At 69.1% G+C, this 22,370-nt stretch carries 22 protein-coding genes, 1 tRNA gene and 1 riboswitch; of the genes, 15 read left to right on the top strand and 8 right to left on the bottom strand.

Annotated elements, in window-relative coordinates; genetic code table 11:
• Positions 1–29 precede the first annotated feature (29 nt).
• Positions 30–1,295, bottom strand: coding sequence for a PTS transporter subunit EIIC (locus ACFV2S_RS04885; RefSeq protein ID WP_385554264.1), 1,266 nt, complete (start codon positions 1,293–1,295; stop codon positions 30–32).
• Positions 1,296–1,592: 297 nt separating this feature from the next.
• On the bottom strand, positions 1,593–2,900 hold the full coding sequence (locus ACFV2S_RS04880; RefSeq protein ID WP_385554262.1) for a PTS transporter subunit EIIC: 1,308 nt from the start codon (positions 2,898–2,900) through the stop codon (positions 1,593–1,595).
• 213 nt (positions 2,901–3,113) lie between these two features.
• Here ACFV2S_RS04880 and ACFV2S_RS04875 point away from each other — a divergent pair, with 213 nt between their 5' ends.
• From ACFV2S_RS04875 to rdgB, 4 genes are all read left to right on the top strand, one after another.
• The gene (locus ACFV2S_RS04875) at positions 3,114–3,347 is read left to right on the top strand and encodes a glucose PTS transporter subunit EIIB (RefSeq protein ID WP_107439586.1); all 234 of its coding nucleotides are present in this window, start codon (positions 3,114–3,116) and stop codon (positions 3,345–3,347) included.
• 76 nt (positions 3,348–3,423) lie between these two features.
• Positions 3,424–4,155, top strand: a complete 732-nt coding sequence (rph, locus tag ACFV2S_RS04870; RefSeq protein ID WP_383786248.1) for a ribonuclease PH — start codon at positions 3,424–3,426, stop codon at positions 4,153–4,155.
• 65 nt (positions 4,156–4,220) lie between these two features.
• Complete coding sequence (locus ACFV2S_RS04865; RefSeq protein WP_385554259.1) at positions 4,221–4,628, top strand: hypothetical protein; 408 nt, start codon at positions 4,221–4,223, stop codon at positions 4,626–4,628.
• A 23-nt stretch (positions 4,629–4,651) separates the two neighbouring features.
• On the top strand, positions 4,652–5,260 hold the full coding sequence (gene rdgB / locus ACFV2S_RS04860) for an RdgB/HAM1 family non-canonical purine NTP pyrophosphatase (RefSeq protein WP_385554257.1): 609 nt from the start codon (positions 4,652–4,654) through the stop codon (positions 5,258–5,260).
• 48 nt (positions 5,261–5,308) lie between these two features.
• Here rdgB and ACFV2S_RS04855 read toward each other — a convergent pair.
• From ACFV2S_RS04855 to bcp, 4 genes are all read right to left on the bottom strand, one after another.
• Positions 5,309–5,392, bottom strand: a tRNA-Leu gene (locus tag ACFV2S_RS04855).
• A 20-nt stretch (positions 5,393–5,412) separates the two neighbouring features.
• Positions 5,413–6,351 carry an HNH endonuclease gene (locus ACFV2S_RS04850; RefSeq protein WP_385554255.1) on the bottom strand — a complete coding sequence of 313 codons (939 nt, stop codon included), beginning with the start codon at positions 6,349–6,351 and terminating at the stop codon, positions 5,413–5,415.
• Positions 6,352–6,560: 209 nt separating this feature from the next.
• On the bottom strand, positions 6,561–8,051 hold the full coding sequence (gene proP / locus ACFV2S_RS04845; protein ID WP_385554253.1) for a glycine betaine/L-proline transporter ProP: 1,491 nt from the start codon (positions 8,049–8,051) through the stop codon (positions 6,561–6,563).
• A gap of 113 nt (positions 8,052–8,164) precedes the next feature.
• Positions 8,165–8,638 carry a thioredoxin-dependent thiol peroxidase gene (gene bcp / locus ACFV2S_RS04840; protein ID WP_382855374.1) on the bottom strand — a complete coding sequence of 158 codons (474 nt, stop codon included), beginning with the start codon at positions 8,636–8,638 and terminating at the stop codon, positions 8,165–8,167.
• A gap of 135 nt (positions 8,639–8,773) precedes the next feature.
• Between bcp and ACFV2S_RS04835 the strand changes: the two genes are divergently transcribed.
• The 3 genes from ACFV2S_RS04835 to ACFV2S_RS04825 all read left to right on the top strand — a co-directional run bounded on the left by ACFV2S_RS04835 (position 8,774) and on the right by ACFV2S_RS04825 (position 9,948).
• Complete coding sequence (locus ACFV2S_RS04835; RefSeq protein ID WP_383786309.1) at positions 8,774–9,094, top strand: DUF3618 domain-containing protein; 321 nt, start codon at positions 8,774–8,776, stop codon at positions 9,092–9,094.
• A 37-nt stretch (positions 9,095–9,131) separates the two neighbouring features.
• Entirely contained in the window at positions 9,132–9,470 is a 339-nt protein-coding gene (locus tag ACFV2S_RS04830; protein ID WP_385554250.1) for a GroES family chaperonin, read from the top strand.
• 54 nt (positions 9,471–9,524) lie between these two features.
• Positions 9,525–9,595: riboswitch (guanidine-III (ykkC-III) riboswitch) on the top strand.
• A gap of 32 nt (positions 9,596–9,627) precedes the next feature.
• A complete protein-coding gene (locus ACFV2S_RS04825; RefSeq protein WP_383786233.1) occupies positions 9,628–9,948 on the top strand; it encodes a DMT family transporter in 321 nt (106 codons plus the stop codon).
• On the opposite strand, the gene ACFV2S_RS04820 is transcribed toward ACFV2S_RS04825, so the two are convergent.
• Positions 9,942–12,218, bottom strand: a complete 2,277-nt coding sequence (locus tag ACFV2S_RS04820; RefSeq protein ID WP_385554248.1) for a transglycosylase domain-containing protein — start codon at positions 12,216–12,218, stop codon at positions 9,942–9,944. The genes ACFV2S_RS04825 and ACFV2S_RS04820 overlap by 7 nt on opposite strands.
• Before the next feature lie 148 nt (positions 12,219–12,366).
• Here ACFV2S_RS04820 and ACFV2S_RS04815 point away from each other — a divergent pair, with 148 nt between their 5' ends.
• The 4 genes from ACFV2S_RS04815 to ACFV2S_RS04800 all read left to right on the top strand — a co-directional run bounded on the left by ACFV2S_RS04815 (position 12,367) and on the right by ACFV2S_RS04800 (position 16,339).
• Positions 12,367–13,167: an ABC transporter permease gene (locus tag ACFV2S_RS04815; RefSeq protein WP_385554388.1), complete on the top strand. Its 801-nt coding sequence runs from the start codon at positions 12,367–12,369 to the stop codon at positions 13,165–13,167.
• 127 nt (positions 13,168–13,294) lie between these two features.
• The gene (locus ACFV2S_RS04810) at positions 13,295–14,071 is read left to right on the top strand and encodes an ABC transporter permease (protein ID WP_383786305.1); all 777 of its coding nucleotides are present in this window, start codon (positions 13,295–13,297) and stop codon (positions 14,069–14,071) included.
• Between the two features lie 6 nt (positions 14,072–14,077).
• Positions 14,078–15,058 carry an ATP-binding cassette domain-containing protein gene (locus ACFV2S_RS04805; protein WP_385554246.1) on the top strand — a complete coding sequence of 327 codons (981 nt, stop codon included), beginning with the start codon at positions 14,078–14,080 and terminating at the stop codon, positions 15,056–15,058.
• Positions 15,059–15,070: 12 nt separating this feature from the next.
• Positions 15,071–16,339, top strand: coding sequence for a DUF445 domain-containing protein (locus ACFV2S_RS04800; RefSeq protein ID WP_385554244.1), 1,269 nt, complete (start codon positions 15,071–15,073; stop codon positions 16,337–16,339).
• A 123-nt stretch (positions 16,340–16,462) separates the two neighbouring features.
• On the opposite strand, the gene ACFV2S_RS04795 is transcribed toward ACFV2S_RS04800, so the two are convergent.
• A complete protein-coding gene (locus tag ACFV2S_RS04795) occupies positions 16,463–16,762 on the bottom strand; it encodes a hypothetical protein (RefSeq protein ID WP_385554242.1) in 300 nt (99 codons plus the stop codon).
• 590 nt (positions 16,763–17,352) lie between these two features.
• On the opposite strand from ACFV2S_RS04795, the gene ACFV2S_RS04790 reads away from it, so the two are divergent.
• The 4 genes from ACFV2S_RS04790 (at position 17,353) to ACFV2S_RS04775 (ending at position 22,263) form a co-directional block, all read left to right on the top strand.
• A complete protein-coding gene (locus ACFV2S_RS04790) occupies positions 17,353–17,823 on the top strand; it encodes a hypothetical protein (protein ID WP_385554240.1) in 471 nt (156 codons plus the stop codon).
• Positions 17,824–18,298: 475 nt separating this feature from the next.
• On the top strand, positions 18,299–18,988 hold the full coding sequence (locus ACFV2S_RS04785) for a hypothetical protein (protein ID WP_385554238.1): 690 nt from the start codon (positions 18,299–18,301) through the stop codon (positions 18,986–18,988).
• 12 nt (positions 18,989–19,000) lie between these two features.
• Positions 19,001–20,440 (top strand): hypothetical protein, encoded by a 1,440-nt coding sequence (locus tag ACFV2S_RS04780; RefSeq protein WP_385554236.1) that lies wholly within the window; start codon positions 19,001–19,003, stop codon positions 20,438–20,440.
• Positions 20,437–22,263, top strand: a complete 1,827-nt coding sequence (locus tag ACFV2S_RS04775) for a DEAD/DEAH box helicase (RefSeq protein ID WP_385554234.1) — start codon at positions 20,437–20,439, stop codon at positions 22,261–22,263. Before ACFV2S_RS04780 ends, ACFV2S_RS04775 begins: the two co-directional genes overlap by 4 nt.
• Positions 22,264–22,370 lie beyond the last annotated feature (107 nt).

Below are 22,370 nucleotides of genomic sequence, written 5' to 3'. Positions count from 1 at the left end.
TCCGGGGCCTTCCGCCGTTCGGGCGAGGCTCACGCCTTGGTGAGGTCCTCGATCTCCTCCTCGGGCTCGCGGCCCGGGGTGGCGAGGTTGAACTTGGTGATCGCGAAGCGGAAGACCACGTAGTAGATCGCCGCGAAGACGAGACCGATCGGAATGATCAGCCACGGCTTGGAGGCGTACGTCCAGTTCAGGAAGTAGTCCAGGGCGCCGGCGGAGAAGGTGAAGCCGTGGTGCACGCCGAGGGCCGAGGTGATCACCATCGACGCGGCGGTGAGCACCGCGTGGATCACGTACAGCAGGGGCGCCAGGAACATGAACGCGAACTCGATGGGCTCGGTGATGCCCGTGACGAACGAGGTCAGGGCGAGCGAGAACATCATGCCGCCGACGACCTTGCGGCGCTCGGGGCGAGCGGTGTGGGTGATCGCCAGGGCGACGGCCGGCAGCGCGAACATCATGATCGGGAAGAAGCCCGACATGAACTGACCGGCGGACGGGTCGCCGTGGAAGAAGCGCGGCAGGTCGCCGTGCCAGACGGCGCCGGTGGAGTCGGTGAAGGTGCCGATCTCCTGCCAGGCGACGGTGTTCACGAACTGGTGCATGCCCACGGGGAGGAGGCCGCGGTTGATGGCGCCGAAGATGCCCGAACCCAGGGCACCGAGGCCGGTCATCCAGTTGCCGAAGTCGGTGATCACGCCACCGATGGGCTCCCAGAGGAGACCGAAGAGAACACCCATGATGGTGCCGACGAAGGCCATGAGGATCGGGACGAGCCGACGGCCGTTGAAGAAGCCGAGCCAGTCGACCAGCTTGGTGCGGTGGTACCGCTGCCAGACGACGGCGCCGAGCAGGCCCATGATGATGCCGCCGAAGACCTTGGGGTCGTTGTACGTCGCGGCGACGTCGACACCCTTGTTCGCGGTCGTGTTGATGACGGCCTCGGAGGTCGGGAACGCCGTCAGGACGTTCTTGTAGACCAGGAAGCCGACGAGCGCGGCGAGTGCGGTCGAGCCGTCCGCCTTCTTCGCGAAACCGATCGCGATGCCGACGCAGAACAGCAGCGGCATGTTGGCGAAGACCGCGTCACCGGCCGTGGCGAACACGGAGGCGACCTTGTCCCAGCCGAGACCTTCGGCACCGAAGACATCGGGCTGGCCGAGACGGAGCAAGATACCCGCGGCCGGCAGAACGGCGATCGGCAGCTGCAGGCTGCGACCGACCTTCTGCAGGCCCTGGAACAGGCCGGATCCGCGCTTCTTCGCGGGAGCGGCGGCCTGGGCGGTGGCCGTACTCATCAACTTCCTCCAGTAAGGCAAGGCGCCGCCGGGGACGTGAACACGGGGGGAGGCGACGTCTCGTGGAACGCGGTGGTCTGGACCGCGTGGTCTACACCAATGAGTGGTGTAGACCAGTTGTAGCACGTGTGACTTAGATAAGGAACCTGCGAATTCTGTGCGTTCAGCCATAGCTGGAAATGCACGACAAAAGGCCCCCGGACGGTCAGGTCCGGGGGCCTTCGGCGAGGCTTACGAGGGGGGCGAAAGCCCCGAAACGGTCAGGCTGCGGCAGGTCTCCGAGGGGTGACCGGGGCGCTACTTGACGTTGTCGCGCTCGATCTCCTCCTCGATCTCGTCCGGCTCGCGGCCGGGCGTCGCGAGATTGAACTTGATGATCGCGAATCTGAAGATCGCGTAGTAGACGACCGCGAACCCCAGGCCGATCGGGATGATCAGCCACGGTTTCGTCGCGAGGCCCCAGTTGATCACGTAGTCGATCAGACCGGCCGAGAAGCTGAAGCCGTCCTTCACTCCGAGCGCCCAGGTCAGCGCCATCGAGACACCGGTCAGGACGGCGTGGATCGCGAACAGCACCGGCGCGATGAAGAGGAACGAGTACTCGATCGGCTCGGTGATGCCGGTGACGAACGAGGTCAGGGCGACCGAGAGCATCATGCCGCTGACCGCCTTGCGCCGGTGCGGCTTCGCCGTGTGGGCGATCGCGAGGGCCGCCGCCGGCAGCGCGAACATCATGATCGGGAAGAAGCCGGTGGTGAACTGGCCGGCGTTCGGGTCGCCCGCGAGGAACATCGGGATGTCACCGTGCACCACCGTGCCGTCCGGCTTCGTGTACGTGCCGAACTGGAACCAGATGGGCACGTTCAGGAACTGGTGCAGGCCGATGACGAGCAGCGCGCGGTTCGCGACGCCGAAGATGCCCGAACCCCAGGCGCCGAGCCCGACCAGCCAGTCGCTGAAGTTCTCCAGGCCGTCACCGATCGGCGGCCAGACCCACAGGCACAGCGAGGCGAACGCGATCGCCACGAAGGTCATGATGATCGGCACGAGCCGGCGGCCGTTGAAGAAGCCCAGCCAGTCGACCAGCTGCTTGCGGTGGTACCGCTGCCAGAACCAGGCCGCCATCAGGCCCACGACGATGCCGCCGAAGACCCCGGGGTTCTGGTACGTGTACCCGCTGAAGGCCTGCTCGGGGGAGATGCAGCCGCCCTGGATGTCCACCGTCCCCTTCGGGCAGGTCTCGGGGAACTGGCGCAGCACGTTGTAGTAGACGAGGAAGCCGACCACCGCGGCGAGCGCGGTCGAGCCGTCCGCCTTCTTCGCCATGCCGATGGCGACACCGATGCAGAAGAGGAGGGGGAGGCCGAGGTTTCCGTCGAGCAGCGCGCCGCCCGCGCCCGCCATCACCTTCGCGACGTTGTCCCACCCCAGACCGTCGGCGCCGAAGACGTCAGGCTGCCCGAGCCGGTTGATGATGCCGGCGGCCGGAAGGACGGCGATGGGGAGCTGGAGGCTGCGGCCCATCTTCTGGAGGCCCTGGAAGAGCCCGCCCCAGGACACGGGCTTCCGCGGCTTCGGTGCGGCCGCGGCGCTGTCGGTACTCATCGGCGTCCTCCCTGCCCGGAACAAGCCGGGTCCGCATCTCGTTGCACACTGGTGTAGACCAGTTGCGATAGGCTCCGGGAGCCCGCTGAGGACAGGCCGCCGGTGATCGTCATCATTCGGCAGAACGGCTGCACTCGCTCGCGAAGTTGAGCCAACCGTGGGTTACCGTGACAAAGCGGACCGACGGTGCGCAGAACGGACAGGGAGAAACACATGGCCAGCAAGGCTGAGAAGATCGTCGCCGGCCTCGGCGGCATCGACAACATCGAAGAGGTCGAAGGCTGCATCACCCGCCTGCGCACCGAGGTCATCGACGCCGGCAAGGTCGACGAGGCCGCCCTCAAGGCCGCCGGCGCCCACGGCGTCGTCAAGATGGGCACCGCCATCCAGGTCGTCATCGGCACCGACGCCGACCCGATCGCCGCGGAGATCGAAGACATGATGTGAGCCACCGGCTCCCATCGACAAGGGCCCGTTCCGGCAGGGGAACGGGCCCTCCGTCATGTCCCGCTAGGCTCGACCCATGTCTCGCATCGACGGCCGTACCCCCGAACAGCTCCGCCCCGTCACCATCGAACGCGGCTGGAGCAAGCACGCCGAGGGCTCCGTCCTCATCTCCTTCGGCGACACCAAGGTCTTCTGCACCGCCTCCGTCACCGAAGGCGTCCCGCGCTGGCGCAAGGGCAGCGGCGAAGGCTGGGTCACCGGTGAGTACTCCATGCTCCCCCGCGCCACCAACACCCGCGGCGACCGCGAATCCGTCCGCGGCAAGATCGGCGGCCGCACCCACGAGATCTCCCGCCTCATCGGCCGCTCCCTGCGCGCCGTCATCGACTACAAGGCCCTCGGCGAGAACACCGTCGTCCTCGACTGCGACGTCCTCCAGGCCGACGGCGGCACCCGCACCGCCGCCATCACCGGCGCGTACGTGGCCCTCGCCGACGCCATCGCCTGGGCCCAGGGCAAGAAGCTCGTGAAGGCCGGCCGCAAGCCGCTCACCGGCACGGTCGCCGCGGTGTCGGTCGGCATCGTCGACGGCATCCCCCTCCTCGACCTCTGCTACGAGGAGGACGTCCGCGCCGACACCGACATGAACGTCGTCTGCACCGGCGACGGCCGCTTCGTCGAGGTCCAGGGCACCGCCGAGGCCGAGCCCTTCGACCGCAAGGAGCTCAACGCCCTCCTCGACCTCGCCTCCGGCGGCTGCGCCGAACTGGCCGAGATCCAGCGCAAGGCCCTCGAAGGAACCCTCTGACCCGACGCCGCGTCCTGACGGGCGGGCACCCGGATACGATCCGTGCGCCCGCCCGTCCGCATGTCATGTACGTATCTGGGGGAGGACCCGCCTTGAAGCGCCGTCTCGCACTCGCCGTGGCCACGGCCGCCGCACTCACCACCGTCCTGAGCGGCTGCGGAGCCCTCGACACCGCCATGGACTGCGTCAAGACCGCCGACGCGATAGCCACGTCCGTACAGAACCTCCAGCAGGCCGTCTCGAACGCCTCCAACGACGTGACGCAGATCGAGGAGTCCCTCGACCAGATCTCCACCGAACTGGGCAACCTCAAGGACACGACGGACAACGCCGACCTCTCGAAGGCCGTCGACGACCTGACCCAGGGCGTGGACTCCGTCCGTACGGCGGTCAAGAACGGCGACACCACCCCGGACATCACGCCGATCACGGACGCGGCGGGCGAAGTGGCCAAGGTCTGCACGCCCGGATGACCCGCCCCGGGATAATCCATGGCATGACCCAGCAGCGCCTGATCCTCGCCACCCGCAACGCGGGCAAGATCACCGAACTCCACGCGATCCTCGCCGACGCGGGCCTCGACCTCGAACTCGTCGGCGCGGACGCGTACCCCGAGGTGCCCGACGTCAAGGAGACGGGAGTGACCTTCGCGGAGAACGCCCTCCTGAAGGCCCACGCCCTGGCCCGGGCCACCGGCCTCCCGGCCGTCGCCGACGACTCGGGCCTCTGCGTCGACGTCCTGAACGGCGCCCCCGGCATCTTCTCCGCCCGCTGGGCCGGCACCCACGGCGACGACCGCGCCAACCTGGACCTGCTCCTGGCCCAGCTGTCGGACATCGCCGACGAGCACCGCGCGGCCCACTTCGCCTGCGCGGCGGCACTCGCCCTCCCGGACGGCACGGAGCGCGTGGTGGAGGGCCGCATGGAAGGCACCCTCCGCCACACCCCGACCGGCACGAACGGCTTCGGCTACGACCCGATCCTCCAGCCGGAGGGCCACGAGGTGACCTGCGCGGAACTGACCCCGGCGGAGAAGAACGCGATCAGCCACAGGGGCAAGGCGTTCAGGGCGCTGGTGCCGGTGGTGAAGGAGCTGCTGGGCTGACACCGCCGACGCGAAGGGCCGCCCGATTCGGGCGGCCCTTCGCTTGTGTGCGGCCGGTGGGACTCGAACCCACACGGGCTTTCGCCCACTGGGACCTAAACCCAGCTCGGCTGCCAGTTACGACACGGCCGCCAGTACGGCCATGGTAGCGGTCACCCGGCATCCGTCTGAGGGGTGCGTCGATGTTTACCGCGGCACCAGGTGTCGGTCATCGCGTGGCAGTTGGGGCACAGATAGCGAAGGTTCTCGCGACGGTTGTCGAGCCAGTTCCCATTGATGTGGTCGATCTGAAGGGTGAGGGCCCGGCCCCGCCACGCGCCCTCGTTCCCGCACTCGACGCAGCGATACGGGACGCCAACCTCGGTGAGGGCCCGTTGGAGCCGGTCGCGGTTCTCGCGCGACGATCCCTCGGGTCGTACCCGGAAGACCGTGCCGGCGACGGCCTTCGGCGCAGCGGCCCGCACTGAGCCCCATGTGCGCCGCTTGAAGTGGGACGTGTCGAGGCCCAGCTCGGCCACCCGCCGTCGTACCCGGCGGTGATTCTGGTCGGTCACGGGGAGGCCGAGCGCGCGCATCACGTCGGCGAAGCTGCCGGCGTCCGTCACCGCCGCACGCAGCCGGTCCTCCGGTACGTGGACGCGCCTGTGCGTGAAGTGGGCGATGTCGATGCCCCGCTCGTGGATCATGTGCCTGAGTGCGGCGCGGGATCTTCCGTCATCGCCCACGCCCAGCAGGCGAGCCATTGCCCTGATGCTTTGTGTGGCCGCTGCGGCCACCTTGAGCTCCTCCGTGGTGAACGGCAGGTCCGTGGTCGAGCGGTTCAGGCCGGGGAACCGGCTCACGTCGATTCCGGCTGCTGCGATCCGTCGGCTGATGTGCGAGAGCGTTCCGGTCGCCGGGGGAACGCCGAGCCTCTGCGCGACCTCGCGGAGTGTCGTAGAGGCGGTGACCGCCTCGGCGATGGCGCTGTCGGTGTACTTGCGCCATGGGCTGCGCTGCTTGAAGTGGCTCGTGTCGATGCCGTACTCGGCCACCTTCGCCTGCAGCGTGCGACGTCGGCCTCCGCTCTCCTTCACGCCGAGGCGGCGCATCAGATCCGCCCATCCCCTCGACTCCGCCACAGCAGAGCTCAGGCGGTCCTTCGTGTACGGGCTCGTCCCCATCGGATCCCCTCCCCAGTACGGATCTCGTACGGATCAACGAGCCGTATATCGGACGGTCACGTCACAGCGGGTACGAAAAGCGGATCGGCCCGCGCCGGGAGGGGGGTCCGGTGCGGGCCGAGCGTGGCGGGGAGGGGTCAGAACCTCGGTTCCGGGGTCTGGGCCAGGACCAGTTCCGTCGCTTCCTCCGGGGTGGCGACCGAGGGGGGCGAGCCGTCCAGGGGGCGGCGGGCCGTCTCCTTCATGCAGGCCACCGCGATCACGCCGACGAGCGCCGCGCCCATCGCGTAGTACGCCGGCATCAGGTTGCTCCCGGTCGCGCCGATCAGCGCCGTGATGACGAGCGGGGTCGTACCGCCGAACAGGGACGTCGACACGTTGTAGCCCACGGCCAGGGAGCCGTACCGCACCTCGGTCGGGAAGAGCGCCGGGAGCGCCGCCGACATGGTGCCGAGCATGCAGACCAGCGACAGGCCGAGCATCAGCATGCCCGCGGTGACCGCCGGCACGCCGCCCCGGCCGATCAGCAGGAAGGCGGGCAGCGAGAGGAGGAGGAAGCCGAGCATGCCGGTCATCAGGACGGGCTTGCGCCCGAACCGGTCGCTGAGCCGCCCGACCCGGGTGACGACCAGCATCAGGACGACCATCACGCCCAGCAGGATCAGCAGCCCGTGGGTCTCGCTGTAGCCGAGCTCGTCGGAGAGGTACGTCGGCATGTACGACAGCACCATGTAGTCGGTGATGTTGTACGCGCAGACCAGCGCGACGCACAGGATCAGCGCGGGCCACTGCTGCCGGAAGATCCTCGCCAGGCCGCCCGTCGCCGTGGCCTCCGCCGGGGCCACCGCCGACGGCGCCGACTCGCTCTCCAGCTTCTGGAAGGCGGGTGTCTCGTCGAGCCGGAGCCGCAGGTAGAGGCCGATCAGGCCCAGGGGGCCCGCCACCAGGAACGGCACCCGCCAGCCCCACGCCTCCATCGTGTCGTGGCCGAGCCAGGTCGTGAGCGCCGTGACGAGGCCCGCCGCGGCGACGTAGCCCGCCAGCGTGCCGACCTCCAGGAAGCTGCCGAAGTAGCCGCGGCGGCGGTCGGGCGCGTACTCGGCGATGAACGTCGAGGCGCCGCCGTACTCGCCGCCGGTCGAGAACCCCTGGACCATCCGGAAGAACACGAGCAGCGCCGGGGCCCAGAAGCCTATGGAGGCGTACGAGGGGATCAGGCCGATCGCGAAGGTGCCGGCGGCCATGAGGATCATGGTCAGCGCGAGGACCTTCTTGCGGCCCAGCCGGTCACCCATCGGGCCGAACACCATGCCGCCGAGGGGGCGGACCAGGAAGGCCACCGCGAACGTCGCGAACGACGAGAGCAGCTGGACCGTGTCGTTCCCGGACGGGAAGAACACGTGGCCGAGGGTGACGGCGAGGTAGGCGTAGATGCCGAAGTCGAACCACTCCATGGCATTGCCCAGGGAGGCCGCCCGCACGGCCCGCCGCACGGACGTCTCCTCGGTGACCGTGATGTCGGTCCGCCGCAGCCTGGGCTGCCGGCGCCGGGTGACGGCCCTGAACAGGCGCGGATGCCGTCTCAGGGCCTCGGGATCGGCGGCGGGGTCGCGGTCGGTGGCCGGCATGACCGTACGTCCTCTCTGAGGGGGTGAACTCCAGAGGACCTTCTGCACGGTCATGCCGATCGCAAACGGAATCGGCCAGGGAAAGGGGCCGTCCGTCACGTCGTCGCCGGGTCTCAGCCCTCGACGGCGAGGTCCCGCATGATCTTGGCGACGTGGCCCGTGGCCTTGACGTTGTAGAAGGCGTGCTCCACCTTGCCGTCCTCGTCGACGACCACCGTCGAGCGGATCACGCCCGTGACCACCTTGCCGTACAGCTTCTTCTCGCCGAAGGCGCCGTACGCCTCCAGGGTCTCCTTCGACGGGTCGCCGACCAGCGTGACCTTGAGGTGCTCCTTCTCGCGGAACTTCGCCAGCTTCTCCGGCTTGTCGGGGGACACGCCGATGACGTCGTACCCGGCCTCCGCGAGGACGTCCAGGTTGTCCGTGAAGTCGCACGCCTGCTTCGTGCAGCCGGGGGTCAGCGCCGCCGGGTAGAAGTAGACGATGACCTTGCGGCCCTTGTGGTCCGCGAGGGAGACCTCGTTGCCGTCCGCGTCGGGAAGGGTGAAGGCGGGGGCGGTGTCGCCGGGCTGCAGTCGCTCGCTCATGGCTGGCTCTCCTCGGAATGTTCGCGTACGCATTCCAGAGCCTAATGGGGTCACATGGGGGTCTGGGGCGACCTGATCGCGGCGGAACTGACAGACTGGCCGTCAACGACCGATTACGACTACGGAGGCAGCGCGGTGTCGGAGGCAAGGACCCCTGCGCAGATCGAGGCGGACATCGTCCGCCGGCGCGAGCAGCTCGCCGTCACTCTCGACGAGATCGGCATTCGGATGCACCCGAAGACGATCATCGGGGACGCGAAGGCCAAGGTCGCGTCGACGGTCGACCAGACGGCGGGACGCGCGTTCGTCGCCGTCAACCGCGTCGTCTCGGACGTGAAGGCCCGGTTCACCCACGAGGACGGCGCCCCCCGCCTGGAGCGGGTGGTCCCGGCGGCCGTCGTGGCTCTCGCGGTCGTCGGGCTGATCGTCTCCTCCTCGCGGCGGAACAAGGCGTGATCGCTTTCCGGCCCTCCTGGGCAGGTAGGTTCACTCCGTGAGCGAGAACACGCACGACAAGCTGCCCATCCGGATGCTCCACGACCGGGTCCTGGTCCGTACCGACTCCCCGGAGGGGGAGCGGCGCTCCGGCGGCGGCATCCTGATCCCGGCGACGGCCGCCGTGGGCCGCCGCCTCGCGTGGGCCGAGGTGGTCGCGGTCGGTCAGAACGTCCGTACCGTCGAGATCGGCGACCGGGTGCTGTACGACCCCGAGGACCGCGCCGAGGTCGAGGTGCGCGGTGTCGCGTACGTCCTGATGCGGGAGCGGGACCTGCACGCGGTGGCCGCGGACCGGTTCCAGTGCGCCTCGGACTCGACCGGGCTGTATCTGTAGTTCCGCGGGCGGGAGGCCCTGAGGCCCTGGTGACCGGAGTCACCGGGGCCTTTGCCCGTTCTTTGCTAGCCTGGAGACACCCCGACGAGACGCGCCGTACCGGGTTCACGACAAGACGACGCACCCCTGTTGTTCCGTCTTGCGGAGGTGTGTCGTCATGGCCTGGGTTCTTCTGATCATCGCCGGTCTGCTCGAGGTCGGCTGGTCCATCGGCATGAAGTACACCGAGGGCTTCACCCGGCTGTGGCCGAGCGTGTTCACCGGCGCCGGGATCGTCGCCTCGATGCTGCTGCTGTCGCAGGCGGCCAAGACGCTGCCGATCGGTACGGCGTACGGCGTGTGGGTCGGCATCGGCGCGGCCGGTGCGGCGGTGCTCGGCATGGTGGTGCTCGGTGAGCCGGCGACCGCCGCCCGGATCTTCTTCGTCTGTCTGCTGCTGGTCGCCGTGGTGGGTCTCAAGGCGACGAGCGGTCACTGACCCCGGGGCCGGGTGGGGCCGGATCCGGGTGAGGGCACGGACGGGGGTGCGGTCCCGGGTCCCGCGCCGGGGCCGGCGCCGGGGACGGGTCCGTGTCCGGGTCCGTTGCCGCGCGGTGCCGCGCCCGGTCCGGCCTCTCCCGTCTCGTACCAGTCCTCCGTCCGGCCGGATCCGTCCGGTCCCTCCGTCGCCTCCGCTCCCTCGGTCGCCTCCGGTGCCACCGTCGCCGGGGGCGCCTCGGCTCCCGGCATGAGCCGGAGCTCGAAGTCCCGCGGCGGTGTCCCGGCCAGTGCCTCCCGGGTGAACCGGCCCCAGATCTCGGCCGGCGCCCCGCCTCCGTCGACGCGCGGCCGGCCCAGGGCGCCGTAGAGGGATTCCTGCGTTCCCGATTCGGGGTCCTGGCCCATCAGCGCGACGACCGTCGCGAGCTCCGGGGTGTAGCCGGCGAACCAGGCGGCCTTGTCGTCCTCCGCCGTGCCCGTCTTGCCGGCGGCGGGGCGTCCCGCGGCCTGTGCGGCCGTGCCGGTGCCGGCCTCGACGACGCTCCGCAGGATCGACGTCGTCGTGTCGGCGGCCTCGCGGCTCACGGCCTGGCGGCGGGCGGTGGCCGGGAGTTCCACCGTGTGGCCGTTCCGGCTGATCTCCTCGACGAGCGCGTACGTGCCGTTGCGGCCGTGCGCGGCGAGCGTCGCGTACGCCGAGGCCATGTCGAGGACGCTGGCGGTGGCGGCGCCGAGGGCGATGGAGGGGGAGGCGGTGAGGTCGGGGGTGGTGCCGGGGAGGCCGAGGGCGACCGCGGTGCGCCGTACGTGCGCGGGGCCGACGTCGACGGCCATCTGGGCGTACACGGCGTTCACGGACAGGTCGGTGGCGGCGCCGACGGCGATGTCGCCGTAGCTCGCGTCGTCCTCGTTGGCGGGGTCGTACGGGCTGCCGCCCCATCCCTCCACCGGGCGGCGGTTGGTGCCGTCGTACACGGTGTACGGGGTGATGGGCAGGCCCTGCTGGGTCTGGGCGCCGTTCTGGACGGCGGCCGTGAAGACGAAGGGCTTGAAGGTGGAGCCGACCTGGTAGTCGCGGCGGGTCGCGTTGTTGACGTACTGCTGGGTGTAGTCGACGCCGCCGTACATGGCGAGGACCTTGCCGTTCGCCGGGTCGACGGCCGCGGCCCCGACCCGTACGTACCGGTCGGTGGGGGAGCCCGCCGGGTCGAGCCGGGAGACGACCCGGTCCTCGACGGCCTGGACGAGGGCCTCCTGTGTGGCGGGTTCCAGGGTGGTGGTGATGCGGAAGCCGCCGCCGGCGAGGGTCTTCTCGTCGACGATCCCGCGGGCGGTGAGGTACTCCTCGACGGCCTGGACGAGGTAGCCGCGCTGGCCGGAGAGGGCGGTCGCGGCGTGCGCGGTCTGGGGGGCGGGGAAGCGGGCGGCGGCGCGGGCGGCGGGGGAGAGCCAGCCCTCGGTGACCATGCCGTCGAGGACGTAGTGCCAGCGGGCGACGGCCTTGGCGCGGTTCTCGGGGTGGGTGGTGACGTCGTAGGCGCTGGGGGCCTTGAGGAGGGAGGCGAGGTAGGCGCCCTCGGCGGTGTCGAGGTGTTCGACGTCCTTGCCGTAGTAGGCGCGGGCGGCGGCCTGGATCCCGTACGCGTTCCGTCCGAAGTAGCTGGTGTTCAGGTAGCCCTGGAGGATCTCCTCCTTGCTCTTCTCGCGGCCCAGCTTGATCGCGATGAAGAACTCCTTGGCCTTGCGGGTGAGGGTCTGCTCCTGGCCCAGGTAGTAGTTCTTGACGTACTGCTGGGTGATGGTGGAGCCGGACTGGCGGCCCTTGCCGGTGACGGTGTTCCAGGCGGCGCGGACCATGGCCTTGGGGTCGACGGCGCGTGAGGTGTGGAAGTCGCGTTCCTCGGCGGCGAGTACGGCCCGCCGGACGGTGAGCGGGACCTGGTCGAGGCGGATGTTCTCGCGGTTGACCTCGCCGTCGCGGGCGAGGGGGGTGCCGTCCCGGTAGAGGTAGACGTTCGACTGGGCGACGGCGGCGGCGTTGGCGGGCGGGATCTCCACCAGGAGGTAGCCGGCGGCGAAGGCGCCGGCGAGCAGCAGCGTGCCGAGGAGGAGGAGCCCGAGGAGGGTCCGCAGGGCGCGGCGGAGGCCGCTTCGCCGCCGGGCGCGGGGTGGTCCGTGGAGCGTGGGGTCCCGCGGTTCCCAGCGGCTCGGGTGGGGGTCGTCGTCGCTCGTGCCGCTCGTACCGCTCGTACCGGAGGAAGGGGACATGGCATCACATACTGCATGGAATGCGGTGAAACTCCCTGGAAATCCCCCAAGCGACCCGAAGGTGGCGCGAAAACCGCTCGCGGCGCGCCGGGCCGAGCCACTAGGGTCGTGCGCTTCGCCCTCCACCCTCCAGAAGGGGACCTTCATGCTGCGGCTGTACGCGACGGTGGCCGCGGGAGGGTTCCGGCGCTTCGCCACCTACCGTGTGGCCACGGCGGCGGGCGTCTTCACCAACAGCGTCTTCGGGTTCGTCCTCTCCGCCACGTACATCGCCCTCTGGGACGAACGGCCGGGGCTCGGCGGCTACTCCATGGACGACGCCCTCGCGTACGTGTGGATCGGCCAGGCGCTGATCACCGTCTGCGGACTGATGGGCGGAGGCTTCGAGGACGAGCTGATCGAGCGGATCAGGACCGGTGACATCGCCGTCGACCTCTACCGTCCCGCCGATCTCCAGGCCTGGTGGTTCGCGGCCGACGCCGGCCGTTCCGCGTACCAGCTCCTCGGCCGCGGCGTCGTCCCGATGGTGGTCGGCGCGCTCGTCTTCCGCTTCACCCTGCCGTCGGGACCGGGTGCCTGGCTCGCGTTCCTGGTGGCGGTGGCGCTGGGCTCCACCGTCGGCTTCGCGCTCTGGTACCTGGTGGCGATGAGCGCGTTCTGGCTGCTCGACGGGCAGGGGGTGGTGCAGGTGGCCTGGCTGGGCGGCCTGTTCTTCTCGGGGATGCTGCTGCCGCTGAACGTCTTCCCGGGGGCGCTGGGCGAGATCGCCCGGATGCTGCCGTGGGCGTCGCTGCTCCAGGTGCCGGCCGATGTGTACCTGGGGCGGTACGAGGGCTGGGGACTGGCGGGGGCGTACGCCTTCCAGGGCTGCTGGGCGCTGGTCCTCCTGGGGGCGGGCCGGGCGGCGCAGGCGGCGGCGAGGCGGAAGGTGGTGGTGCAGGGTGGGTGAGTCCTGGGCGGACGGGTCCCGCGCGCGTGGGTCCGGGACGGGCGAGTCCCGCGCGCGTGAGTCCGGGACGGGCGAGTCCCCGGCGTCGCGCGACTCCTGGGCGGACGCGTCCTGGCGCACGTACCGGATGGTGGCGGGCATGTGGATCCGCTCCACGATGGCGTACCGCTCCTCCTTCGCCCTGACCCTCTTCACCAGCTTCTGCGTCACCTTCTTCGACTTCGTCGTCATCCTCCTGATGTTCGGTCAGGTCCGCGGCCTCGGCGGCTTCTCGTTCGCGGAGGTCGCCCTGCTGTACGGGACGGCGGGCACGTCCTTCGGGATCGCCGACCTGACGATGGGCTCGCTCCAGCGGATGGGGAGGCGGGTCAGGGACGGTTCGCTCGACACGTTCCTGATGCGTCCGGCGCCGCTGCTCGCGCAGGTCGCGGCGGACAAGTTCGCGCTGCGGCGGTTCGGCCGGGTCGCGCAGGGCCTGATGGTCCTGGTCTGGGGGCTGCTGCTGCTCGACGTGGACTGGACGCCGCTGAAGGTGCTGCTGCTGCCGGTGACCGTGGTGTGCGGGGCGGTGATCTTCGGTGCGGTGATGGTGGTGGGCGCGTCGGCGCTCTTCTGGATGCAGGACGCGGCGGAGGTCACGAACTCCTTCACGTACGGCGGGAACACCCTCCTCCAGTACCCGCCGACGATCTTCGCGCAGGACCTCGTGCGGGGGGTCGTGTACGTCGTGCCGCTGGCGTTCGTGAGCTGGCTGCCCGCGCTGTACGTGCTGGGCCGGCCGGCCCCCGCGGGGGTGCCGGACTGGGCGGCGTTCGCCTCGCCGCTGGTGGCGGCGGCGAGCTGCGGGGTCGCGGGGCTCGCGTGGCGGGCCGGGATCCGCTCGTACCGATCGACAGGAAGCTGAGCGCTCATGCCCTTCATCGAACTGGACCGTCTGGAGAAGGTCTTCACGGTCCGCCGGAAGGCGGGCCTGGTCCGCCGCGAGAAGAAGGAGGTCCGGGCGGTCGACGGCATCTCCTTCGGCGTGGAGCGCGGGGAGATGGTCGGCTACATCGGCCCGAACGGCGCCGGGAAGTCCACCACGATCAAGATGCTCACCGGCATCCTGACCCCCAGCGGGGGCCGGCTGCGGGTCGCGGGCATCGACCCGGCGCGGGAGCGCACCCGCCTGGCCCAGCGGATCGGGGTGGTCTTCGGGCAGCGGACGACGCTCTGGTGGGACCTTCCCCTGAAGGACTCCTACCGGCTGGTCCACCGCATGTACCGGATCCCCGACGCCCGGTACGAGGAGAACCTCGCCCGCTGCGTGGACCTGCTCGACCTGGGCGAGCTCCTCGACGTGCCCGTACGGCAGCTCTCCCTCGGCCAGCGGATGCGCGGCGACATCGCGGCGGCGCTGCTGCACGACCCGGAGGTGCTGTACCTGGACGAGCCGACGATCGGCCTGGACGTGGTGTCGAAGGCGAAGGTGAGGGAGTTCCTCCGCGACCTGAACGCCACCCGGGGCACGACCGTCCTCCTGACCACCCACGACCTCACGGACATCGAGCAGCTCTGCTCCCGGGTGATGGTGATCGACCACGGGCGGCTGATGTACGACGGGGAGCTCGCCGGACTGCACGCGGTGGGCGAGAGCGAACGGCTCCTGACGGTGGACCTGGAGCGGGAGGTGGAGCCCATCACGGACGTGCCGGGAGCCCGCTTCGTACGGGCGGAGGGACCCCGCCAGTGGCTCGCCTTCCCGTCCGGCTCCTCGGCGGCGCCGCTGGTGGCCGCGGTGGCGGCGAAGTACCCCCTCGTCGACCTCTCGGTGCGGGAGCCGGACATCGAGGCGGTGATCGCGAAGATGTACGGGGGAACTCGGGACGAGCGCCGGGAGTCCCTGATGTAGGAGGTCGAGTCGATGGTGAGTTTCTCGTACACGGCGGCGGACGAGGAGAAGAGCAGGGGCGTCCGCCGCATGAAGGCCCTGGCGACGGCACTGCTGCTGCTGGTCGCCGTGATCTACGCCCTGGCGACATGGGCGAAGAACGCGGGCTGGGGGGCGTGGGCGGGCTACGTCGCCGCGGCGGCGGAGGCGGGCATGGTCGGCGCGCTCGCGGACTGGTTCGCGGTGACGGCGCTGTTCCGGCGGCCGCTGGGCCTCCCCATCCCGCACACCGCGATCATCCCCACGAAGAAGGACCAGCTGGGGGCGTCGCTGGGCACCTTCGTGGGCGAGAACTTCCTGTCGGCGGACGTCGTACGGGGCCGGCTGGCGGCCCTGGGCATCGGCCGGCGCCTGGGCGGGTGGCTGGCGGACCCGGCCCACGCGGACCGGGTCACGGCGGAGCTGTCGACGGCCCTGCGCGGCGCCCTGACGGTCCTCCGCGACGCGGACGTGCAGGCGGTCGTGGGCGAGGCGATCACCCGCCGGGCGGAGGCGGCGGAGATCGCCCCGGGCCTGGGCAAGACCCTGGAGAAGGTGGTCTCCGACGGGGCGCACCACCGGGCGGTCGACCTGATCTGCACCCGCGCGCACGACTGGCTGGTGACGCACGGCGACTCGGTGATGGACGCGGTGCAGGGCGGAGCGCCGGGCTGGACGCCCCGCTTCGTCGACAAGCGGATCGGCGAGCGGGTCTACAAGGAGCTCCTCCGGTTCGTCACGGAGATGCGGGACATGCCGGGGCACCCGGCGCGCGGGGCGATCGACCGCTTCCTCAGCGACTTCGCGGCCGACCTCCAGGCCGACACGGACACCCGGGCCCGCGTGGAACGCCTGAAGTCGGACCTCCTGGCCCGCCCCGAGGTCCAGGACATCATCGCCTCGGCCTGGTCCTCGGTACGGTCCCTGATCATCGCGGCGGCCGAGGACGACCGCAGCCAGCTCCGCCTCCGCGCCCGCGCCTCACTGATCTCGCTGGGCACCCGCCTGGCGACGGACGACCGCCTGCAGGCGAAGGTGGAGGGCTGGGCGGAGGACGCGGCGGCGTACGTGGTCACCACCTACCGCCACGAGATCACGTCCCTGATCACCGACACGGTCGCCGGCTGGGACGCCGACCAGACCTCCCGGAAGATCGAGGCGAACATCGGCCGCGACCTCCAGTTCATCCGCATCAACGGCACGGTGGTCGGCGCCCTGGCGGGCCTCCTGATCTACACGGTGAGCCACGCGGCGGGGGGCTGAGGGCCCCTTCGCGGGGTGGCGGCCAGGGCGCTGGGGCTGAGGGCCCTTCGCGGGGTGGCGGCCAGGGCGCTGGGGCTGAGGCCCCTTCGCACGGGTGTCCGGTCAGGAGGCCGGGGCTGGGGGTTACTTCCCGCGCGTGACGGCCCAGGAGGCGGCGGCCATGCCCCCGGCGACGGAGAACACCGCGGGCCAGGCCCCGATCTTCTTGGCGAGCGGGTGCGACCCGGCGAACGCGGCGACGTACCCGGCCGTCAGCCCCACGGCGGCCTTGGCCCCACCCACCTGCTGCCACTCCCGCGCGGCCACCCCACCGGCGACGGCCAGCACGACACCCCCGAGCGGCCGCTTCTTGCTCCACCGGGCAACGGCATACCCACCGACGAGCCCGGCGGCGGCTATGGCGGGGGAGGGGATACGGGGCATGACGGTGCCTTTCGGTCGCGGGTGTCGTCCTTCGAGCGTACGAGGTGGGGGTGCCAGGTCACCGAGAGGGCTGACGGTCGGGTGCACCGCGCACAGTGGGTCTCGTCGCCGACGGGCCGGAAGAGGGTCGCCCGGGTGGATAGGGGCTCCGGCATAGTGGGAGCCGCACAGGATGCGCCCTCATCTGTTCGCGGAGTGATGCCCGCTGCCGAGCCAGCGGCGATGAAGCGGTCGAGTTCGCCGCGCGTCCTCACGGCTCTGGCCGACTCTCGTTCCGCCGGGGCTTTGACGAGCTTGGCGCCGGGAAGTCCGCCAACGCGATCTATCCGTAGGGGTGCTGGGATGGCCCGTGCCCTCCGCCTGCAGCCTGCACGGATCCTCGCCCCGATTCGCCGTATGTCGCACACGGAGGCGCATGCCCCGACGTAGGACCGTCTCGGGGTTCCGGGAGGAGGGAGCCGCCAGTTCAGAAGCCGAACGGCGTAGGAATTGCGTACCGGACGTGCCGTTCTCTGTCATGTCGGGGTCAGCGCCCGCGACGCAAGAGAGGCCCGGAGTATTGCGCCGGCATCATCCGCGAGACCCAGGGCATGCAGCTCGACCGCGATACGCATGACGTGTTCTTCGGCGAGAGTCCTTCCGCTGATGCCAATAGCCGTGTCCGCGAGATCATCCTGTCCATCGCGCAGCAGGGCGATCGAGGCTGCGCTCTCCAGGGGCGTGAGCGACGTCGAAACGTGTTGGATCAGGGCGACCGCATGACTGACCTGTCCTCCTTGGTAGAGGGCGGCTGCGCGGGCGGCGAGCTGGTGCGCTGCAGCAACATCGCGTGCCCTCCGCTGCCGGTCCCCCGTGAGAGGGGGGACCGGCAGCGGGACACGCGGTACCGCTCCGGCCTGATTTCGCGCCTCCGCCGTGGTCGGTTGCGGGTAACTCGACGGAGCCTGACGAGCAAGAAGCCGGCCGTTCTCGCCCCGAAGACGTTCGTTCTCGCTCCTCAAGGGGCCGCAGCTTCGGCAGAGGATTGCCTCAGCGGACGTGTGAAGGTCGCGAAGCTCTGAAACAGGGATCACCACGGTGCCGGGCGTTGCCCGCTGGACAGCGAGCTCCCGGAGCAGCAGAACGAAACCAAGGGGCGGCTTTCGGCGACCGCTGCGATAGCGAGAGATCTCGCTCGGAGTCTTCTGCCAGTTGTGTGCCGTCAGGAGCTCCGATGCCTGAGCCAGCGTCTCCACGGCCAGGAGCTCGTAGAGAACGGCCAGCGCCTGGGCTAGTGCTCTTCTGCCCGGCGGCAGGTCTCCGCCCCTTGTGACCGTCCTGCCTTTTTGCGCCATCGCCACCCCCGTTGAAGGATGCATTCCATTGTGCAGCAAAGGGATTTGACTACCTTGCCCGCAAACTCGTCAGAGGGTGGACGGAGCCACCGCGTGCCGTGCTGAATGGATGGGTCGGCCGGAAGCCGAGCAGAGCGGACCTGCGTAGTCACGGCTGCCCGGTGTCCGGCTCGCCAAGGTGTCCGTTGAGCGGAGGTTGCAAGTGGCAGTGCCGTCATGGCTCGACAAGACGTTCGGCAGCAAGGTGCGTGCCGGCCTGTGGCTGGTGTCAGAGGTCGGGGAAGGCAACATCTTCACCAAGGGCCAGCTGCGGGCCGCGTTCCCGGATGTGGCGCAGATCGACCGGCGGGTACGCGACCTGCGGGATCACGACTGGCAAATCGATACGCGGCGCGAGGACGAGTCGCTCCATCTTGACGAGCAGCGCTTCGTGAAGAAGGGGGCCGAAGTCTGGCTTCCCGGGCAGTCGAAGTCACCGAAGGAGAAGTCCGGCCTGACGTCGGTACAGCGGACCAAGGTTCTGGCCGCTGACAGCTTCCTCTGCCGGTCCTGCGGCATCGGCGCGGGTGAGTCGTTCGGTGACGGTGGCCAGGATGCTCAGCTGGACGTGGCACGGCGGCAGGTCCAGCTTCTGGACGGGACGTGCGAGACCCAGCTCGTCACCGAGTGCAACAGATGCCGGGTGGGGGGCCGTGATCGTCAGGTCGACCTGTCCGGCATCCTGGGGCGCCTTGCGGGCCTCACCCCGCTGGAGCGGGACGTGTTCATCGGATGGCTGAACGCCGGCCGTCGTGACCCCAGCCCCCTGGAGCGGCTTTGGGGCGAGTACCGCACTCTGCCTGAGGCGGCCCGCGATGCGGTACGGGTCGCTGCACATGGCATGGCCAAGTAGCAAACAAGGGGATTGAGCAATCTGATGAATCAGGAAATTCCGGCACCGCCACGAGCCGCCGAGTTCAGCGAGCTGGTCAGGAAGCGGCTCGAGGATGTGAAGACTGCTGGTGGAACTCGTGAGACGGTCACCGTGGACTGGAACGGCCAGGCGCTCCACTGCGAGGTGATCGACTGCCCCATCGGCTCCGTCTTCTACAACCCGGGAACCCACCGCATCCGGGCGCAGCGCAGCCACGATCCGGCCAAGGACGCGGCACTTGCCGCAGATCCGTGGAGGGGAGGCAGCCAGGAGTACCTCCAGTTCCTTCTGCAGGCTGACCCGGCCGACCCCAACCGGCGGGACCCGGACTTCGACAAGCTGAAGGAAAGTCTGGATCAGTTCGGACAGAACGACCCGGGACTCATCACACACCAAGGCATTCTGGTCAACGGCAACACGCGTACGGCGGCGCTGCGCGAGCTGGGCCAGCAGACGATGCGCGTGGGCGTGCTGCCGGAGTGGTTCACCTGGGATGACATCAACTCCGTTGAGCTGGCACTGCAGCTCCGCCGGGATCACCGGCGGGACTACTCGTACATCAACCGTCTGCTTGCAATGGAGGAGCAGGCCGGCCTCGGCAGGACGCCTGACGCGATCGCGAAGGAGTTCCGCATCCGGCCGTCCACCTACCATCAGGAGCGCTGGATCCTCGCCACGATTCGTGAGCACATCTCGCGCAGCGCGAACGGAGACGTTCCCGGGCTCCGGCTTGTTGACTTCGAGGATCACCAGGAGAAGCTCAAGGAGCTCCACCGCGCATACGAGAAGCTTGCGACGGTCGACCCTGATCGTGCGGATGTGCTGAAGGAACTTCGTATGGCGGCCATCGTCATGGGCTTCGCCAAGACGGATGTGCGGCACATCGACGAGAGCTTCCGGGACCGGTTCCTGACCCGCACGATGTCCCCAGACTTCATCGGGCCGACGAGTGAGCAAGCAGCTGTGTCCGTGCCGGGTCTGGGCGGTGTAACGCTTCCTGGCGCTTCTTCCGGGGTTTCAGCCGCCCGTTTGCTAACTGACAAGGTGCTTCGAGCGAAGGCAATGGCCAGCGCATCCAGCGAGGTGGCCTCGGACCAGGACAGGAAGCGAGCCCAGGACGTCTTCCAGGAAGCACGCCAAGCCTTCGACCAGGCGATCGACACAGCAGGTCGTGAGGCCAGGCTCAAGAAGAGAAAGCAGATGGCGCCCGCCAGGATCGCGGACGCTTGCGCCGACATTGACCAGAGCGTCGTAGAGCTTGTTCAGGCTCGGGCGTCACGCAGCCTCGATGAGGAAGCGCTCGATGAGGCCGTGCTCAAGTTGCGTGAGAGCCTGCGCAAGCTAGCCCAGCAGGCAGGGCGCGGCGCCGCGACACCTGGTGACGGCGTGGCCTGGCTCATTGAAGCTGTTGCCCTGGAGACCTCGGGATGAGTGAACTCACCGCAGGGACGACGCTGCGTCTCGAATTCGATGAGACGCGAACGAAGGTCGTCTTCCGGACGACGGAGGAGTACCGCGACGAGCTCGTGCAGTTGGCGGCTCGTTTCCGCTCGGGTGGCCAGCTCAGCCCCGTAGCTGCCGTAGTCGAGCTTAATGACTTGTTGGGAGGTCTGGGTGCGCTCTCGTCCTGGCCGGACGCGCCCGGCGTCGAGTGGGCTTCTGAGCTTCAGGAGCTGGTCATCGGCGTTCTCCACGACGCCGAGGCGGTAAAACAGCGCCTGGATGCGCCGGATCATGCGGGAGAGATTCAACCCGATGAGATTCCATTCCTGTTGGGAGAGGAGTGGAAGGCGGATCTCAGTGACTTCCAGCGCCGGGATGTCGCCAAACTGCTCACGCTTCAGCACGGTGCCAACTTCAGTGTTCCCGGTGCCGGCAAGACACGCGTGGGCCTGGCTGTTTACGCCAGTCAGAAGGCACAGCGCAAGGTCAGCCGACTGCTCATCGTCTGCCCGAAGTCCGCATATGAGGCATGGCAGTACGAGAGCGCGGCTTGTTTCCGTCATTCGCTGCGCACGGACATCCTCGGCAGGTCTTACGATCAGTGGGCAGAGGTGCTCATCGTGAACTATGAGCGGCTAGACCGGTCGCTCACGATGCTGGCAGCCTGGCTGAAGGCCGAGCCCTCGATGATCATCCTCGATGAGGCCCATCGCATGAAACTGGGCGCGCGGGGAACTTATGGTGCTGCCTGCATGGCTCTCGGGCCGCTTGCCCGGCGAAGGCTGATTCTTACGGGTACACCGGCTCCCAACGGTGCGAAAGACCTGGAGAACCTGCTCGGTTTCGTCTGGCCCGGCCACGGCCAGCGTACGGTCACACAGGCGGTGTCCGGTGGAGACCTGTCGTACGCGAGCACCGTCCTTCGGCCTCTGTTCACTCGCACGACCAAACAAGAGCTTGGTCTCCCGCCGATGTCGCTCCAGATGCGGTATGTGGACTTGCCGCCGCTGCACGAGGAGATCTACGCGTCGCTGGTCGGGGGCGAGGCGAGCGGCGCGGCGCGGGAGGATCTCAGTGCACTGGGCAAGACGGCGCTGCGGCTGTTGATGGCAGCAGTGTGCCCGGCGCTGCTGACTGAGGGGGCGAACCGGTATGACCCGCTCGCGTATCAGCTTCCGCCGCTCAAGGTGCCACAGGGCAGCTCGCTGTACACCTTGATGCAGAATCTTCCCGACCATGAAATGTCGCCCAAGTACCAGGAAGCGGCTCTCATTGTGGCGGAGAATGCGGAAAAGGGACGTAAGACGCTGGTATGGACGACCTTCGTCCGAAGTCTTGCCACTCTTGAGAAGCTTCTTGGGAAGTTTGGTCCTGCGGTCGTGTACGGCGGAACTCCCGACCGGGAAGAGCAGCTCCGTCGATTCCGTGAGGATCCGGACTGCATGGTGCTGATTTCCAATCCAGCCACGCTGGGTGAAGGGATTAGCTTGCACCAGGTATGCCATGACGCCGTCTATGTGGACCGCGACTTTATGGCAGGCCGGTTCCTTCAGAGTATGGACCGGATCCACCGGCTTGGGCTGTCCCCTGGCACTGAAACGAACGCCACGGTGCTCGTGTCCCGCAATACGGTCGACGAGGTAGTAATGACCAGGCTGGAGCAGAAGCTTGACTTCATGGGGAGGATCCTTGATGACCCGTCTGTGCAGCAGCTCGCCGACCTCGAAGAGGAGCCGGCGGTAGCTGCTGGTCTGGCACCGAGCGACATGGCGGCTCTGCTGAGTCACATGGGGCTGCCGCCTGCCAGATGACAGGGGCCGCCGTGCGTGCTGTGTGGGTCAGTCGTGGGGCTGTCTTCCGCAGTGCGGACAGCCGGGGCAATCGACGGCCGGAGGCAGGGCTCCATATGCCTGCCCCT

Source organism: Streptomyces sp. NPDC059695 (genome assembly GCF_042733785.1).
Lineage (GTDB): Bacteria > Actinomycetota > Actinomycetes > Streptomycetales > Streptomycetaceae > Streptomyces.
Note: the sequence above shows the minus strand (reverse complement) of the source record. Positions and strands in the feature narration are given on the sequence as shown.